11 protein-coding genes are annotated in these 16,776 nt (G+C 44.4%); 7 read left to right on the plus strand and 4 right to left on the minus strand.

Features of this window, described 5'->3' with window-relative positions; all coding sequences use genetic code 11:
- Window positions 1–167: 167 nt before the first annotated feature.
- The gene (locus tag ACLFWI_RS12385) at window positions 168–4,544 is read right to left on the minus strand and encodes a S8 family serine peptidase (RefSeq protein ID WP_446413189.1); all 4,377 of its coding nucleotides are present in this window, start codon (window positions 4,542–4,544) and stop codon (window positions 168–170) included.
- Between the two features lie 34 nt (window positions 4,545–4,578).
- Here ACLFWI_RS12385 and ACLFWI_RS12390 point away from each other — a divergent pair, with 34 nt between their 5' ends.
- Window positions 4,579–4,773: a hypothetical protein gene (locus ACLFWI_RS12390; protein WP_446413190.1), complete on the plus strand. Its 195-nt coding sequence runs from the start codon at window positions 4,579–4,581 to the stop codon at window positions 4,771–4,773.
- Between the two features lie 481 nt (window positions 4,774–5,254).
- On the opposite strand, the gene ACLFWI_RS12395 is transcribed toward ACLFWI_RS12390, so the two are convergent.
- Together ACLFWI_RS12395 and ACLFWI_RS12400 are read right to left on the minus strand one after the other, a co-directional pair.
- Window positions 5,255–5,452 (minus strand): hypothetical protein, encoded by a 198-nt coding sequence (locus ACLFWI_RS12395; RefSeq protein ID WP_446402869.1) that lies wholly within the window; start codon window positions 5,450–5,452, stop codon window positions 5,255–5,257.
- A 76-nt stretch (window positions 5,453–5,528) separates the two neighbouring features.
- Entirely contained in the window at window positions 5,529–6,461 is a 933-nt protein-coding gene (locus ACLFWI_RS12400) for a PEP-CTERM sorting domain-containing protein (protein ID WP_446413191.1), read from the minus strand.
- Between the two features lie 598 nt (window positions 6,462–7,059).
- Between ACLFWI_RS12400 and ACLFWI_RS12405 the strand changes: the two genes are divergently transcribed.
- The 3 genes from ACLFWI_RS12405 to ACLFWI_RS12415 all read left to right on the plus strand — a co-directional run bounded on the left by ACLFWI_RS12405 (window position 7,060) and on the right by ACLFWI_RS12415 (window position 11,789).
- Window positions 7,060–8,397, plus strand: a complete 1,338-nt coding sequence (locus tag ACLFWI_RS12405; RefSeq protein WP_446413192.1) for an AAA-like domain-containing protein — start codon at window positions 7,060–7,062, stop codon at window positions 8,395–8,397.
- 174 nt (window positions 8,398–8,571) lie between these two features.
- Window positions 8,572–11,052: a CHASE2 domain-containing protein gene (locus tag ACLFWI_RS12410; protein WP_446413193.1), complete on the plus strand. Its 2,481-nt coding sequence runs from the start codon at window positions 8,572–8,574 to the stop codon at window positions 11,050–11,052.
- Entirely contained in the window at window positions 11,049–11,789 is a 741-nt protein-coding gene (locus ACLFWI_RS12415) for a DUF928 domain-containing protein (protein ID WP_446413194.1), read from the plus strand. The genes ACLFWI_RS12410 and ACLFWI_RS12415 overlap by 4 nt, the downstream gene beginning before the upstream one ends.
- 451 nt (window positions 11,790–12,240) lie before the next feature.
- Here ACLFWI_RS12415 and ACLFWI_RS12420 read toward each other — a convergent pair whose 3' ends face one another.
- Window positions 12,241–15,252: a CHAT domain-containing protein gene (locus ACLFWI_RS12420; protein WP_446413195.1), complete on the minus strand. Its 3,012-nt coding sequence runs from the start codon at window positions 15,250–15,252 to the stop codon at window positions 12,241–12,243.
- 116 nt (window positions 15,253–15,368) lie between these two features.
- On the opposite strand from ACLFWI_RS12420, the gene ACLFWI_RS12425 reads away from it, so the two are divergent.
- The 3 genes from ACLFWI_RS12425 (at window position 15,369) to ACLFWI_RS12435 (ending at window position 16,537) form a co-directional block, all read left to right on the plus strand.
- Window positions 15,369–15,689: a DUF433 domain-containing protein gene (locus tag ACLFWI_RS12425; RefSeq protein WP_446413196.1), complete on the plus strand. Its 321-nt coding sequence runs from the start codon at window positions 15,369–15,371 to the stop codon at window positions 15,687–15,689.
- A gap of 208 nt (window positions 15,690–15,897) precedes the next feature.
- Entirely contained in the window at window positions 15,898–16,161 is a 264-nt protein-coding gene (locus ACLFWI_RS12430) for an AbrB/MazE/SpoVT family DNA-binding domain-containing protein (RefSeq protein WP_446413197.1), read from the plus strand.
- Window positions 16,148–16,537, plus strand: a complete 390-nt coding sequence (locus tag ACLFWI_RS12435; protein WP_446413198.1) for a type II toxin-antitoxin system VapC family toxin — start codon at window positions 16,148–16,150, stop codon at window positions 16,535–16,537. Before ACLFWI_RS12430 ends, ACLFWI_RS12435 begins: the two co-directional genes overlap by 14 nt.
- Window positions 16,538–16,776 lie beyond the last annotated feature (239 nt).

The following is a 16,776-nucleotide window of genomic DNA, read 5'->3' on the forward strand; positions in this document are numbered from 1 at the left end:
AGTCCAGGTATTTGTAGGGGCGGGTTTAGGCGTTTAATTTTGATGTTTGTGATAAGGTTTCAACAAAACCCGCCCGGACTCAAAATGGAGGTGTGTTTTAGGCGATCGCACGCTGGGGATAGAGGGGGTGCGATCGCTTTTTTTCATTTACCTAACGATGCAGTTAGTTAGGCTCCAACCTCATGGCGAAGGGAATTGAGTCGGTTTAGCCAGCCGTTGAGAAATACTCCCATTGAGGGATTATTAGAAACGATGGCACGATACCGAGCTTCCCGCAAATCAAGATATTTCCTCACCAGACTCATTTCGTTGCTGCTGGAGGACTGATGAGCTTGGTTTAACAGCGAACTTGCTCCGCCAACGCCCATATTAACAGCAGTATCGAAGTGAACCGTAGCTAACTTGTGAGAAAACTGATGACTGCCTGATGCCTTCCAGTACCTTGTGTAATAGATATCCTCAACTTCCTGCTGGGTAATTAGGCGAACATCCCGTGTTGCTAAACCTTTACTTTGTCGATAAGCATTGTAGGTGTTTTGAGTAATTCCCTTGTTAGTTGCACCACCGGGGTCATTGGGGTGATTGGAGTACCCCCCTTCCCACCGGAGGACAAAGGCAAGAGCCTTACCAAAGTCAGCCGATCCGCTTTCACTAGGCGGTGATGGCGGCGTGGAGTTACTACCATTAGGTAAATAGACAACTTGACCTATCCGCAGATTTCGGGCTTCAGCGTCTGTAAAACTGCTGCCATTCGGTTTCTTAATTTCCCGCCACCGGCTACCGTTGCCTAAGTATCGCTGCGCTATACCCCAAAGTGTATCCCCTGCTTTTATTGTGTAAGGTTTACCAGATGGAGGTTGAATCGGTTTTGGTTCGGGGTTAGGAGAAGGTGTAACGGGTGTTCCTGAACCCGTTGTATAACCGACAGGTAAATAGACTGACATGCCAATTTGCAGTCGCCGCGCTTCCGCATCAGTAAATGTACTGCCATCGGCTTTGGTAATTTCTCGCCAGCGGCTACCATTGTGTAAGTATTGCTGGGCAATGCCCCAGAGGGTATCTCCGGACTTAATGATATACTGTTGCCGTTCACCGGGACGCGCTGGAGGTGCATTTAGCGAATTCTCTGGGCTGCCACTAACAATCGCACCCGAAATCCACTCATTAGTTCCTGCAATCCTGTACCATTTGTCTGTTGCTGTTCCTAAGCTAGGAAAGGAAACAAACTCACCAGTCTTGACCTCATCAAAGGTAACAAGCGCACCATAGTTTCGGGTGCCCACAATAGCATTACCCGTACTTGGTCCAGAGCGAACATTTGCACCGATAGTGGCAATTATTCGACCCGTAAAGGTTTCATTAGCTGCTCCACTATTTGACTGACCACCTCCAACTTGAACACCGGGAACCCGAATAAAACGGTCTGGGTTACTTGCAGAAATTGTACGAACGTGGTGAAGTGTTCCAGCACCGCCGCCATCCCAATTTGTATTGTAGTGGGACTCAGAAATAACAATTGTCCCATCACTATTAACTTGCTCAACCACAGCAACGTGGTTGGCACCATTACTTGTCCATTGTGCAATGTCACCTGGTTGCGGACTGGAAACAATTTGTGAGCCGTTAGAAATTTGATAGTGCCACTCGTTAGCGTGGCCGTTCATCGATTGCAATGCTGCACGATTTCCACTTAGCTCAAGCAAGCGACCATGAGCATACCAGGTACAGTTTCCTTCTGTCCGACTACGACCATCAACTAAATGAGAACCATAGTTCGATAAAGAGAAAATGTTGCCACTGATATAGTATTGAGGACGTGCTTTGAAGTAATCTACTCCTTGTCGTCCTAGCAGGGGATTAGGGACACTATTACTATTATCTCCAGGGTTCTCGCTAGGTGGTGGAGCAGGTGCAGAAACTTCCTGGGGAATCTGAATGGTACTACCTGTAGAGATAAAATTGGGGTTAGCAATACCATTGTGTTGAGCAATAAAATTGTAGTAAGTGGCAGAACCATTCCCCATTGTCCGGAGAGCAATTTCCGAGAGCGTATCACCGGATTGAATGGTATAAGGAACCCAGTCATAGTATTTACCCATAAAGGGAGTCGATACTGCCCGTTCCCCTGGTGTAAATTGTCCTTCTCCACTCCAACTTTCAGGAATGACACTGGAGGGAGCATAATGAGTTTCTGGCTGCGTAGCCTTCGCCAGATTGACAGCCGCCGCCATGTTCAACAACCCTGTACCCGTTTCTGAGTTCCAGTTGGGTGTGCCTAAATCCGTTGCTGTATCCTTGAGAATTTCAATCACTTGACGATAACTCAGTTCAGGATTCGCCGCCCAGATTTGCGATGCGGCTCCTGTCACATTGGCAGTCGCTACCGAGGTTCCCGCCATTGTTCCCACACCTTCATCCGTCAACGATAGGGTGGGATGGTCAATTGTCCCGCCGTTAGCCATAATGTCTAAACCGTTACCGTAGCTCGAAAAGTCACTCCGCTCAAATCCTTTCCAAACTGATGTATTCGGGTCAAACTGTTCGGCTGCACCAACAGTAATAATATTGTCAAACTCTTGAGAGGCTTGTCCCAACGCGGACATCACGCCGCCATCATTTCCCGCCGCCACCACTAGCATGACATTATTTTGACGCGCATACTCGATCGCGGATCGTTCTTGAGGTGTAAACTCATAACGAGTGGTAACATTTCCATCCGCATCAATTTGGGTTAAATCCATACTCAGGTTAACCACAGCATTGGGTTGACCCGATTCTTGCGCCGCGTCTACAAATTCCACTAATGATTCTGCCCATTTGCCAGAACCCACAGCACGCCCAACCCAAATTGGCGCATCATCATTAATCCCTTCAATGCCAATATCGTTATCTTGAGTCGCCCCAATGATTCCTAAAACATGGGTGCCATGTTCATTCCCCTCACCAGCTTCCATCAGAGGGTTATTATCGCCATCAATCCGATCTTGTCCTAAACTAATTCGGCTATAGTCAATATCGGGGTTATTATCACTGAAACCTGTATCAATAATGCCGACTAACGGCTGATTTTCCTGGGGAAACTCATTCTGGACAGGTTCAGCGAGTTCAAAATCTGTTATCGGTTCGGTAACGATTTCACTGTCGTTAACAGATTCATCGGTAGCGACATCGGTTGACTCATCAGTTGTGGGTTCGGTAACAATTTCACTATTGTTAACAGGTTCATCGGTAGCGACATCGGTTGATGCATCAGTTGTCGGTTCGGTAACGATTTCACTATTGTTAACAGGTTCATCGATAACAACATCCGTTGATTCATCAGTTGTCGGTTCGGTGACTATTTCACTCTCATCGACTGGAATGTCATCGGTTGGAGATTCTCCGACCAATTCATCCGTTAATAGTTCGCCATCATCAGGCGTATCTGGAGTAATATAAGGTTCGGCATAATCAATCAACGCTTGACCCAAATCAGTCTCCCGCCAATCCTTTCCAGACTCAATCACCTCATCCATTAAAGCGGCTTCACCCGTCGCCCCGCGCACTTGGAAAATAACATCGTTATAATCCCCATCTGACTTGGTATCCACCCGCAAATCTTCCATCACAAAGGTACTTCCATCCCCCGTGACATCGGCAATTTGTCCAGTATGGAAGGCATCTTCTGGATTCGCTGTCGCCATGGAAAATAGGGGACGCGCCGCCCCTCCCACATCGGGATTATCAAACACCCGTTGCACTGTATTATTGGGAACCAGCATAAAGCCAAACTCATCCCCTGGACGCATTTCGACTGTCTTAACTCCTAGATAGTCCCCAGAATTTCGGTCACTTTCTCCTAATTCACCAACGAACCGCGCCCCTTCAGTTTGGTCAGATATCACCACATGACCTAATTCTGAATCACTCAACGCACGAGAGGCGGCTTCCTGGATAAATTCTTCTGAACCGGGTTCAAATTCATCCATGCCATCTAAGCTAAAGATAGCCAGTTCGCCTTCATAACCCCCGCCATCAAAGAGGAAATCAATACTCACCTCCCCAGTTTCACCGACGGTGAAGGTGCCAGACTCAAAGGTAGGATTGATAAAAGGAATATCTTCCAGTTGATCCGTTAACAGTGGCGTTTCTGGCGTCGTTTCGGCACTGCTATCAGCCGTATCTTCAAGGGTTACATCGACATCCCCATCCATATTGCTAGAAGTTTGACTTTCCCCGTCTGAGATATCCCAATCCTCACCCAATTCTGGGAGTTCAGGGGTATCAATATCCATTGTCGCTAAGTCTGGTGTATCATCAATGCCATCCACCAAACCACTGGGGGTATACATGGGTTCGAGGATAAAGGCTTGTAGCAATATTGGAGACTTGTCATCCAGGGATTGATTATGAGGGGGTGATTTTGAGCCGAATAAACCATTCCAAAAACTCGTCAGCCATCGGAAAACACTATTGTGCGTATTGTGCGATCGCGCCTTGGTGCTGGATGCTGGAGACGGTTGAGTGGCTGTTGGTTTGCTTGTCGCTACATCTAAACGGTTCATAGAATTATTCTCCTTAAAATCATGATCTAGAACTATGTCCATTAAAAAGGGGTTTTTTGGTGCAGAACCCCCCGTTAGGTATCAACTTCAATCGGGTTATTGCTATCAAAAGGTATCAGAAGGTATCAAAAGGTATCACAACCAGACAGTGGGGAGTGAAATTTACCCCATTTTTGCCACGGCGATTGAAATCGCTGCTACACAAACCAAGTCCGCCTGCGCGGACTGAATTATAACGGGGGATTAAGGGGATAATTAAAAATAACCCCCCTTAATCCCCCGTGCAACAATTTTTTTTGCACGGAAGGGGGAGAATTCAAAGCCTCTCCAAATAAAAAAATATATTCCGCTTCCCTCTCCTTGTAGGAGAGGCGTCGGGAGAGGTTCGGAGAGAGGTTTTCCAGAGAGGTTTCCTAGATCCCGTGAAAAGTAAGGGACGGAAGGGGGATCTAATAGGGGGAAACGAGGGGGGTAGGGGGGAAATGTTCCCTCCCCTTGATCAGGAGAGAGTTAGGGTGGGGTTAGCATCAAAGTCTTGCTTTCATTTTAAGCTTAAGTTGACACCAATGGACAAATTCGTGCCGCTACGAACATGAATTAGTTCCTTGTTCCCTCCCCTTGATCAGGGGAGGGTTAGGGAGGGGTCAGATCAAAGTATCGCTTTCTTTTTGAAGCTCAAGTTGACACATAAGACAGACCGGCGCCCTACCCTATGTTTCAGCGCTCAATTCTCGTGACTTTTGCCTCACCATCCCCGCAATTACCGCTTGTTGCAATTTCATAAAGGCGTTGATGTCTTCTAACCCATATTTTGTGGTTTGTAGTAATTGCCGGAGTTGGTCTTCTGCTTCAACGCTAAGATAACCATTGGTGAGCGCTTGTTGTACAATTTGCCGAATTAAAATCATGGTCTTTATCCCTCCTTGGAAACGGTCATGAACGACGGGTAGTAGAGACGTTGCATGCAACGTCTCTACAATTTGTTTAAATCCGACGACGTTTGCGGATTTGACTGGCAAAAATTACGCCTAGGGTGGCTAACCCAAAGACTGTACCCGGTTCAGGTACAGATTCACAGTAATCCCGTTCGCAAATACCGGATTTGTCAAATTTAAAGGCAATATTGTGATTGCCATCAAACTGATTTAAGTCGTAACCTGCCGTTATTAAATCAGAATCACTCAGATAGATAATATCGGCAATAAACTCTCCCGATGCAATAGAGTTGAGACTTTGACCTTGATCAAAATAGGTTGTCGTGGCGGGTAAATCCCCGAAACTGGGTTCACATAAACCGGGAATACAGTCTCGGGTAACCACGGCTTTATTATAGGCTTCTATGCTGCCAAAACCATTGTTTTCTTTAGTAACACTTTTGGCGGTGACATTGGCGTATAAACCTACTTCTGGTACACCTGAATCACTGTTGGGAGAGAAACGAACGGCAAATAAATCACCCGCGTCGCTAGCGGTGGTAAAGTCTTGATCGGTCAAGTTGATGAATAAATCACCCCACCCCGTATTACCGTCATCTGCATCAGTTCCCTCTACACCAGTTAAGGGCATATTGCCATTGAGGACAACCAAAATGCTATCAACGGTTTCTTTGACAGACATCCCGTAGAGTTCATATCGATTATCTTTGCCGCCAATAATATCGCCATCAACGCCATCATTGGGGGAATCGGGACTATGATCCCAGGGGGCGTCATCACTAGGTTTTGGTCTGGGTTTTTTCCCCGTATCAAGTGCGCCGCCATCGTTGAGACATTCTTCAAAGACATTTATAATAGAGCCTTCATTTAAGGCTCGTAATGTGGCGGCTTTTGCGGCTTCTCCTGTGGGCAAAATTAAGCCCATTGCCGCGATTAAACTAATCAGTTTTGCGCTAATTAATAGTGTATTACGATTAGACATAGTTTTCTCCTTAAACTGTTATGTAGTCAGGGCTTTAGCCCTAAATTCTGTTTGGTTTCATGACGGGGCTGGAGCGAACCTGGTGCGTTAGCGAAGCGTAACGCACCCTACGACTAGAATACTGCGTAGTGTACAGGGGTTGGCGTTTTCTTTGTAAACCGATACAAACTCAGGTTCGTATTTGTCATCTGTCATTTTTCCTTTGTCCTTGGAAAATGGGAAATCCGGCGAGATTAGCCTTGCCTCGCTCCAATTCGTGGATTTTCTGACTATCCTTATTAAAGAGTAAACTTACTGCCCTTAACCCCCCGCAACCTATCAATTTGCCCACTAACCTAGCGCTGGAGAATTGACAGAAAGTATCAAAAAGTATCAAAAAGTATCAAAAGGTATCATCATCTTAAGTCCAATGGCACTGAAAATTTGCAGTAGGGAATCGCCGAAACATTTGATATATCGTAGGGTGGGCATTGCCCACCAGCCTCAAATCAGTGACATTCATCTTAAGTCAGGGTGGGTGTTTTGGATAAGGTATCGGTGGTATCCTCGAGTTATAGGCTAAACTTGCCCCTACAGGTTATTAAAGGGAAATGGCTATATGTTGTGGGATGCATTTCTAAAACGAGTCGCTGATGCTCATGATTTGTTTGAAGAAGATGAGCGACAAGCTTTCTTGGTTCGGTTTAATGAGCGGAATTTGCCACGTTCTGATATTCAGGTGGCACAGGATTTGAATATTAGTGAAGTGACGCTGCAACGGCGACTGGGAAAGGGAGTATATACTCATTTGGTCACCAGTTGTCCTCAGCTTAATACCGATAAAAAGGGCAAATTTAAGATTGTCAGAGATTGGTTAAAAAAGGGATATATACTCTGTCAAGGGGATGGCAAAGGGGGAATCAAGGAGACGGCTTTTCCTCACCCCTCTCCAATCGCGAATCATCTTTACGTCGAACGCCCGCCGATTGAATCCCGCTGTCATCAAACTCTTTTGGAACCGGGTGCGTTAATTCGGATTAAGGCACCACGGCAAATGGGGAAGACGGAGTTAATGGCAAAATTATTGAATTCGGCTCAACAACAAGGCTATCACAGAGTCTATTTAAATTTGTGCAAACCGGAAGAATCGGTGGTGCAAGATCTGGATCAATTTTTGCGTTGGTTTTGTATCAGTATCAGTCGTCAGCTACAAAAACCGCTACAACTCCAGGACTATTGGGATATGGATCTCAGTAGTAATGATAACTGTTCGGCTTATTTTCAGGACTATTTATTAGCACAAATTGATCGCCCCCTAGTTTTGGGTTTGGATACGGTTGATCGCCTGTTTGCTCATTTGCCTATTGCCCAAGATTTCTTTGGAATGCTGCGGGCGTGGCATGAAGATAGTAAAATCATTGATAATTGGAAAAAACTGCGATTAATTGTATCTCATTCGACGGAAGCTTATATTCCGCTGGATATCAATCACTCACCGTTTAATGTGGGGGTAATGATTCCTCTACCCGAGTTTACAGCGGAACAGGTGACTGAGTTAGCTCAAAAGCATGGACAGGTATTAAGTCAGGCTGATATTAATTTATTAATGAATTGGGTGGGAGGACATCCGGGTTTAATTAAAAAAGCGTTAGTTGAACTACAAACATTGGGAACGATGACCTTAACCCAGCTATTGAATGAAGCGGCGACGGATTCAGGTATTTATGGGAATTATTTACGGAAGATTTGGCAAGAATTGCAGGAGAATCCAGCCTTAATTACGGCGCTAAAAAAGGTGGTGGATGCCAATAATGATGTAGAATTGGCATCAAAACTTGCCTATCAGCTTGAAAGTCTGGGAATCGTGCATCTAACTAGAAATAAGGTAACAATTAGATGTGAGCTTTATCGTGACTATTTTGGCTATCGCTTGGCTAATTTTGGGGAGGGTTCGTAGTTCGTTCGTAGTTCGTAGTAATGGCTTTAGCCTTTGACGGGAGGCGTAGCCTCCCCAATAGCATTCCCTTAAGAGGAACGTCATTGACTTAAGTCTGGTGGGCAATGCCCACCCTACTGGCTAGGAACGAGAGTAACAAATGACAAATGACCAATGACCAATGACCAATGACCAATGACAAATGACTATCATGTTGGCGGAAGTTTACCACCGAATGCGACAAGTTATGTGAGGCGTTCGGCGGATAAAGCACTCTACGAAGGATTAAAAGCCGGCGAATTCTGCTATGTGCTAAATTCCCGACAAATGGGTAAATCGAGTCTACGAGTACAAACCCAAAAACGTCTAGAAGCCGAAGGAATTGTCTGTGCGGTAGTTGATTTAACTCGCATTGGGCGTCAGGCGAACGAACAACAATGGTACAAGGGAATTGCTTATCGTTTAGTCAGTGAATTACGACTGGCGAATCGCGTCAAATGGCGACAGTGGTGGGATGAACATGACTCCTTATCCCCTGTACAGCGGTTGGGAGAATTTATTGAAGCGGTTGTGCTGGACATGATCACTAAAAATTTAGTTATTTTTATCGATGAAATCGACAGTACCCTGAATTTATCTTTTCCCACCGATGATTTCTTTGCCTTAATTCGAGCCTACTATAATGGACGAGATACGAAGAAACGGTATCAACGTTTAACCTTTGCTTTGTTAGGAGTGGCTAGCCCATCGGATTTAATCAAAGATAAAACCAAAACACCGTTTAATATTGGCAAAGCGATTCAATTACAGGGATTTAAACTGGATGAAGCGTTGATTTTAAGTCAATGGTTTGAAGGAAGAATCAAGCATCCGCAAAAGGTACTGGAAGAGATATTATATTGGACAGGGGGTCAACCGTTTCTCACCCAAAAATTGTGTCATTTAGTACAACTGTCCTGTGACTCTCAGTTAGACAGAATTATCAACAAGAGTAGGTTAAGTCGAGTTATCGATTTCTGCGATAATTTTATCGGTAAACCTCTGACGATAAGCCGATTGAGTTTCCCTCGGTTAGCGGTTTTATCGAGAAGCATTATGGGTAAAATTCGCCCCGACACAAATGAACGGGAATTCGTGAAACAAATCGTGCGATCGCAGATTCTGCTAAACTGGGAATTCACTGATCATCCCGAACATCTGAGAACCATCCGCGATCGCATCCTCCTCAGTCACCATGGTTTAATCCCATTACTCCGCATCTATCAGCAAATCTTACACCGAGGAGAAATCCTCGCCGATGAGAGTCACACCCAACAGGAATTGCTACTCTCCGGATTAGTAGTTCAGCGTCAGGGTAAACTTAAAGTTCATAACCCCATCTACAAATCCATCTTTAATCGCCAATGGGTTCAATCCCAACTTCCAGCACAAAATGAGCATTCTGTCAAGACCCCAGTTTGGACAATTCCCGTCATCAGTGGGATTGTCAGCGTGGTGGTGATTGGCGTGCGATCGCTGGGTTTATGGCAAGGGTTAGAATTGCAAGCCTTGGATGGATTAATCCGATTACGCCCAACAGAAGCCTTAGACTCGCGCCTCTTGCTAGTAAAAATAACCGAAGCCGATATCAACCAATACCGCTATCCGTTATCCGATGAAATTCTAGTCCAATTATTGCAGAAATTGGAGTCAATGCAACCGCGAGTAATCGGCTTAGACATCTATCGAGATAACCCAATTCATTATCGCGATCGCACAATCACATCATCCGTCGATTTACCCACCTATCTACACCAAACCAATCGGGTGATTCATATCTGTAAAGTAATCAGTGAAAGCGATCAAGGAACCGCCTCCTTCCCCAATCTTCCCTGGCAAAATCTCGGCTTTAGTAACGTATTAGTAGACAGCAACAACACCGAAACCGGACCACTACGCCGCCAGTTATTATATCAAGGAGTCCCTTCAAGTTCACCTTGTCCCACCCCCTACGCCCTCAACGTTCAACTCGCCTTTCGCTATTTAGCCGCCGAGACAATATTACCCACATTTACCGCCAAAAATGGCAACTTACAGCTTAAGGATATTATCTTTACCGATTTAAAACCCCGTGCGGGAGGATATCAACGCTATGATTTTAGAGGTCAACAAATCCTCCTCAACTACCGTGCGGCTCAACCCATCGCCCAATCCGTAACCTTAACCGAGGTTCTCCAAAATCAAATTAATCCCCAATGGGTCAAGAATCGGGTAATATTAATAGGCGTTACCGCCACCAGTATCAAAGATAGCTTCCATACCCCCTATGGAGAAATGCGAGGATTAGAGATTCAGGCGCATGGGGTGAGTCAGATTCTCAGCGCGGTACTGGATCAACGTCCATTAATTCAGCCTGGGAATTTCTGGAGTGAGGTATTGTGGATTGAGGGATGTTCCTTAGTTGGCGGACTATTAGTTGGCTTCATCCAAAAACGCCGATATCAGATTCTAGCCACAGGTACAGCATTAGTTTTATTATCAGGACTCAGTTTAATTCTATTAATTCACGGCTATTGGATACCCCTAATCCCATCTGCGATCGCCTTAGTCTGTAGTAAGGGCTTTAGCCCTTTATTCGTTCGTAGTCAGGGCTTTAGCCCTTTATTATTCGCAGTTAATAGGACAAATAACCAATGACCAACAAACTATTCAACCTCACCATCATACCCCTTCTAATTATCACCCAGCGATCGCCCCTAGACGCCCTCATCTTCAACCAACCGCCACCTCCACCAGACAAAGACACACCGGGTCAACAATCAGATTCAGGAACCCGTGGACCCTGTGACGCACAGCCCTCCGAAACCGATAATGAATTAGTCGCCTTTGTCCCCACCATAGAAAAAACCGGGAACAGCTTACCAGAAACTCATGTTTGGGGATTAACCCAGAGTCAACATCCAACATTTTGGTTTTATCTTCCAGCCACAGCAACATCGGCTCAAGTCGCCCAATTTAGCCTCGAAAATGAAGCCGATTACCAATCCCACTTTCAATTCAATCTCCCCCAAACTCCCGGAATTATTAGCCTAACTCTTCCCACCAATGAACCCCCACTAGAACCAGGACAATGGTATTATTGGTCACTGAAACTCTATTGCCAGACTCAACCCTCAACACCTAACTTTTTTGTCGATGGCTGGATTCAACGGGTACAAAATGAGACACCCTTGAATAATGATACTCCCCAAGATAAAGTAGTCATTTATGCTCAAAACGGTTTATGGTTTGACACCATCACCGAACTAGCCAACCTGCACCGTCAAACGCCCCAAGAAACCGAGACAGCCTGGGCAGATTTACTAGAATTTATCGGTTGGGAATCCCTTACCGAAATCCCAATTCTCCCCTGCTGCACCCTAGAAAAACAGTAGAGAATCTCCTCACACCTCACCCCCACCCAACAATCTAAAAAAATGCCTAACAACAACAAACCCTCTCGGCGTACCTCTGCGTTAACCTCTGCGTACCTCTGCGTTAAAAAACATAATCATGATATCAATAACTAAGAGAGTAAAATTCCAGAGAGTTAAGTAATATAGATTGGATTCATATTTTCATCCATTAGATACTTGAGCATTATTTCTCTAATTTATTGCCTCGCTTTCCGCCTTTAATTGCATGAGTTTGCTCACGACAGGTGATGGATTTTTTATTCTCTTATAGCGCTACGTGCTAGAGAATAGGCAATAGCCAATAGTTGGTGATCATAGGGCATGGCAATGCCATGCCCCTACCAAAGGGTAGAGATCATTAATTTGATTAGGTAGGGAAATTTGATTAGGTAGGGACACGATACTATCATGCCCTCATCTAGCGATAAATTCATCCTTGAAACAACGAGAGCCAATTGCCAATTAAAACAAAGGGCGCCCAATAATAGGGTTGCGGATAATTGAGACTATTTAAAAATTCCTTCTGAACCTCTTGTATCGCTTCCGCTTTGCTCATCGGTTCTGTGGAATTAGTTAACTGTTGATAAAGCAACTGAATAAAAGCAGTCGTTGATTGATCATTCACTTCCCATAACGTCGCAATCGTACTCCGCGCCCCAGCCCGAACCGCTATTCCCGCCAGCCCTAATGTCGCCCGATTATCCCCATTAGCGGTTTGACAAGCACTCAAAACTAACAGTTCAATCGGATCAGGTAAACTTTCATCACGACTTTTGAGATAATGACTCAATTCATTCACCTGAATTCGTTTATCCCATGCCAAAATAAAGGTTTCATTGGGATTAGAACTAAATTGTCCGTGGGTGGCAAAGTGAACAATAGAAAAGGGGCGAGCGTTGATTTGATTTTGCAGGGCTTGACTGGTAAATGCATCATTGAGTAGCGTTACATCTGAAGGAATTTGTGATAGTTCTATTTCCACATTGGCGAGGGATTGAAAGCTTTGATGAGGGGCAAAACCGGAGCGCACCTGAGAGAGTCCAAATGCCAGCGTCTGTAAGGGGTACTGGGAGAGAGGTACAGGGGCGAGTAACTGGGGTTCTCGATTCAGCGCGATCGCATACTTTTCAACTAGATACTGATTCCCATCCCAAAGCACCGCCATGGGAACGGTTTGTAAGGCACCATCAAGGACAAAAACGAGGGTGTTTATCCCATTCGCTTTAAGCTGGGGTTCAAAGGGAGCAATTAACCAATTATAGATCGGTTGAGAGGTATTTTGAATCGCTTTACTATAGCGAGAAGTCCGTTGGGGATTGGTAAGTTGAGTGCGGAGTTGATCAACTGTTTCTTCCACCTGAAGCGGGGAAAGCTTGACGCGATGGTGTTGTAAAGTTGGGTTGGTTTCAGATTTAGAATGACTGGGATTAGGTGTAGAGACGTTGCATGCAACGTCTCTACAGTGTTGACAGTTGTCGTCAGTAATATCGTTACATTCTGATGGTTGGGGTAGTTTGAGAATAACCTCTAATCGATCATCTAAAATAATGGTATAAATAACTGCCGTATTCGGGGCGTGTTCATCAACAATTTTGTCAATTAAAGCAGGATCTGATGGCGCACAGGCTTCTTGTAAGTAGTTCTCTAATTCCGCCAATTGCAGTTGAGCTAAAACCTCTCTAGCTTGGATTAAATTTTGTGGTGATGGCGTTTCATCTCGCAACAGCAAATCAATCAAGTCCCGATAAATCGGCTCAATTTCATCGCGAAAGGAAAAGCGAACATCAGGATTAAGAGTGGCTAAATCTGGGCGAATCGTATTGACTGTATTAACTGCGGCTTGATAAGCTGCGATCGCGCCAAATTCCCCTTCAATATTTCCCTGGGCTTTCCGTAAGCGCCCCAGTTGCCATTGCCATTGATAAGCAATATCCCACGCCTGAATCGATTGGCTAATTTGAATGGCTTGATTGGTTAACTCTTGGGCATTGTCCAGGTTCTGAGTCGATTCATAGAGTTTACCACTTATCCCTGTTGCATAAGCTTCACTGCGCCGATCCTCTAAATCATGAGATTGTTGGATAATCTGTTTATTTTTATCAAAGGTTGTGGTTAATAAACCATCCAGCTTTGTCCAAATGCTGTGACGGTAAATCGTGGGAACCTGTGCCGTATTTTGGTTAACCGTTTGCTGAATTTGTTTTAAAGTAACCAGAAGTTGAGAAAATTGAACTTGGCAATCAATAGTGGTGTGATTAGTGGGTAATTCGCTAATTTTGGCTGTAATTTCGATTAAATTAGGCAGTTGTGGTACAATTTTTTCCTGCCACCATGTCTGAGCATTTGACCAGTGACGCTGCTGGAGTAACCAGTATTGGGTATTGAATAAAATACTTAGGTAGTTTAGCTGAGATTGTAGAGGAATTAGGGACGAATTTGATTGAGTTATTGCCTGTTGATAATAATCCACAGCTTGAGTAACAGCATCCAGAACAGGTTGAAGAGTCTGTAGAGAAGGGCGAGTTCTTTCGTAGAGACTGCGCTGGTGATGATAAGTATCCTTTGCCCAGTTCCCCAACTGGAAATAAGCCTCAGCAATAGCTTGGGAATTTTCCAATTTTTGTGCCAGAGTCAAACTTTTGTCTAACAACTGTTTGGATTGCTCTAAATTAGTTAAGTTCTCTAACTTAAAATACTGTTTTAATGGCGACCAATTGGGATCTGAATAATTAGAGTTACCCACAACTCGCACCAGTTCTCCCAAATTAGACCAAGCCGTGAACTTAAGCAAAGAGTCGGGTTGACTTTGCAGGTGTAATGTTGCCTGAGTTAAAGTTTTAAATGCCTCGCGAAGTTGTCCGAGATTTTGTTGGGCTTTGGCTTGATTAATCAAGCTACCAATTCTTCCAGTTTCATCTCCCAAGCGGGAGTAGAGGCGATGTACCTTTTCCCAGTTTTTTAGAGCATCAGCAGCGTTTCCTAGAGAGAGTTGTAGATGTCCTTGATTATTGAGGACTTGAGCCAGAATCAGGCTTTTTTTCGGCGAATTGGGAAGAGATTGGAGTTGGTTGAAACTTTTCGCGATCGCGTCTTTCGCCTCTTGCCATTTTCCCAATTCTTGGAAACCCAAAGCCAGATAACTTAAGACTCGCGCTTGTTGAAGTTGATCCCCTTCATCAGCCAATAGAGATACCGCTTCTTCCCAGAGACTTACCGCCTCGATAAAATGTCCATTTTGATAATACCCTTGACCTTGTTCAATTAAAGTCTTGCTATCAACAATAGGACGTTGGCTAAGAATTCGTGGAGGTTCGGTACTAAGTGCCGATTGACCAATGAGATAAGGTTGACCCAAGCCAATCAACAGAGTCAAACAGACAGCGATAAGCCCATATTTACAGAATCGTTTCAGATTATGGCATAAAACTATCAATTTAGTCATAATTTATAATATTACTCATTCACTCTTGTGCGTAGTTGCGCTTGTAGTTGCGCCTCTCTACTGTATACATAATATGATAAAATCACAAAAGTATTCTTCTTGCCCAAGACTAAAATATGCGGCTTCAACCCATAAGCACAGAACATATTGCCATCGATCCTGACTATTGCTGCGGTAAACCTCGCATTGCTGGTACAAGAATGCCAGTAGCTACTATTGCAAAACTCTATCTAGAGATGGGGGAATCTCTAGAAGATATTGCTCAGGAGTATAATTTACCCTTAGCATCCGTTTATGCTGCTATTGCGTATTATTACGATCATCGGGAAGAAATTGACCGTCATACAGCCGAAAGTGAAGCTTATGTTGAACAAATGAAGCGTAATAGTCCTCCTTCCCCTCTCCAGGAAAAGTTGAGAGCGATTCGCGGTGAGTAATCGGATTCGATTTCACTTAGATGAGCAGGTTAAATCGGTTATTGCTCGTGAGTTACGCTATGAAGTTTATACCCCCAAGGAAATGGTTGGGCGTGTTGATTATCTTTAGAAGCTATCCAGGGCGTGCGCCCATTCTACCAAATTCGCGATCGCTGATGCGACTGTTATAATTTATACAGATTCACAATTGTTAAGGCTTGAGCAATTTATGGAAACAATAAAAATATCGTCTCAAGGTCAAGTGATACTTCCTAAGTCTCTGCGAGATGCTCATCACTGGGAAGCCGGACTTGAATTAATCGCCATTGAAATGGGAGATGGGATTCTTTTGAAACCGAGGAAACCTTTTCCAGAAACAACATTAGATGAAGTCGCAGGCTGTTTAAAGTATAATGGAACGCCTAAAAGTCTTGAGGACATAGATGAAGCAATTCGCCAAGGTATAGAGGAATTATGGCATGATCGCGGTTGATACGAATGTTGTGGTTCGGCTATTGACTCAAGATGATGAGTTACAATTCAACAAGAGTGTCGAAGTTTTTAGAGAACCAGCAGTTTTTATTCCAGATACCGTGATACTGGAAACAGAATGGGTTTTACGTTTTGCTTATAAGTTTAAACCCGCTGATATTTGTAAAGGATTGAGATATCTTTTGGGTTTGTCGAATGTTTATATTACCAATGATCGGTTAATGGCTCAAGTAATTAATTGGCATGAGAATGGTTTAGATTTTGCTGATGCTTTTCATCTAGCACAGAGTCAAGATTGTTCAGGATTTTATACCTTTGATGATAAGTTTTGTAAAAAAGCTCAAGGGTTAAGCAACTGTCGGATGAATAAGCTGTAAAACTTGACTAGAAAAGTAGGTTGGGTAGAGCGATAGCCGAAACCCAGGGGGAGTATGTCAGTCAGGTTGGCACGCAATATTCCAGCTAACCAGATAAGTTGGGTTACTCTTTCGAGAAGGCTTCGCCTACGTTCCTCAACCCAACCTACTACCACTAATAAGGTGACAGACTCCTTACGTCGGCGCAGGGCGCACGTCGGTGCGCCCCTACGGGACAATCGCGTCATTCGGTACAGGAC

This window comes from Coleofasciculus sp., assembly GCF_046539235.1.
GTDB lineage: Bacteria > Cyanobacteriota > Cyanobacteriia > Cyanobacteriales > Coleofasciculaceae > Coleofasciculus.

Bases quoted from the DNA above. Each gene is read 5' to 3' on its own strand.
- ACLFWI_RS12385 (WP_446413189.1), bottom strand. From the start codon at position 4,544: ATGAACCGTTTAGATGTAGCGACAAGCAAACCAACAGCCACTCAACCG.
- ACLFWI_RS12390 (WP_446413190.1), top strand. From the start codon at position 4,579: ATGTCCATTAAAAAGGGGTTTTTTGGTGCAGAACCCCCCGTTAGGTAT.
- ACLFWI_RS12395 (WP_446402869.1), bottom strand. From the start codon at position 5,452: ATGATTTTAATTCGGCAAATTGTACAACAAGCGCTCACCAATGGTTAT.
- ACLFWI_RS12400 (WP_446413191.1), bottom strand. From the start codon at position 6,461: ATGTCTAATCGTAATACACTATTAATTAGCGCAAAACTGATTAGTTTA.
- ACLFWI_RS12405 (WP_446413192.1), top strand. From the start codon at position 7,060: ATGTTGTGGGATGCATTTCTAAAACGAGTCGCTGATGCTCATGATTTG.
- ACLFWI_RS12410 (WP_446413193.1), top strand. From the start codon at position 8,572: ATGACAAATGACTATCATGTTGGCGGAAGTTTACCACCGAATGCGACA.
- ACLFWI_RS12415 (WP_446413194.1), top strand. From the start codon at position 11,049: ATGACCAACAAACTATTCAACCTCACCATCATACCCCTTCTAATTATC.
- ACLFWI_RS12420 (WP_446413195.1), bottom strand. From the start codon at position 15,252: ATGACTAAATTGATAGTTTTATGCCATAATCTGAAACGATTCTGTAAA.
- ACLFWI_RS12425 (WP_446413196.1), top strand. From the start codon at position 15,369: ATGCGGCTTCAACCCATAAGCACAGAACATATTGCCATCGATCCTGAC.
- ACLFWI_RS12430 (WP_446413197.1), top strand. From the start codon at position 15,898: ATGGAAACAATAAAAATATCGTCTCAAGGTCAAGTGATACTTCCTAAG.
- ACLFWI_RS12435 (WP_446413198.1), top strand. From the start codon at position 16,148: ATGATCGCGGTTGATACGAATGTTGTGGTTCGGCTATTGACTCAAGAT.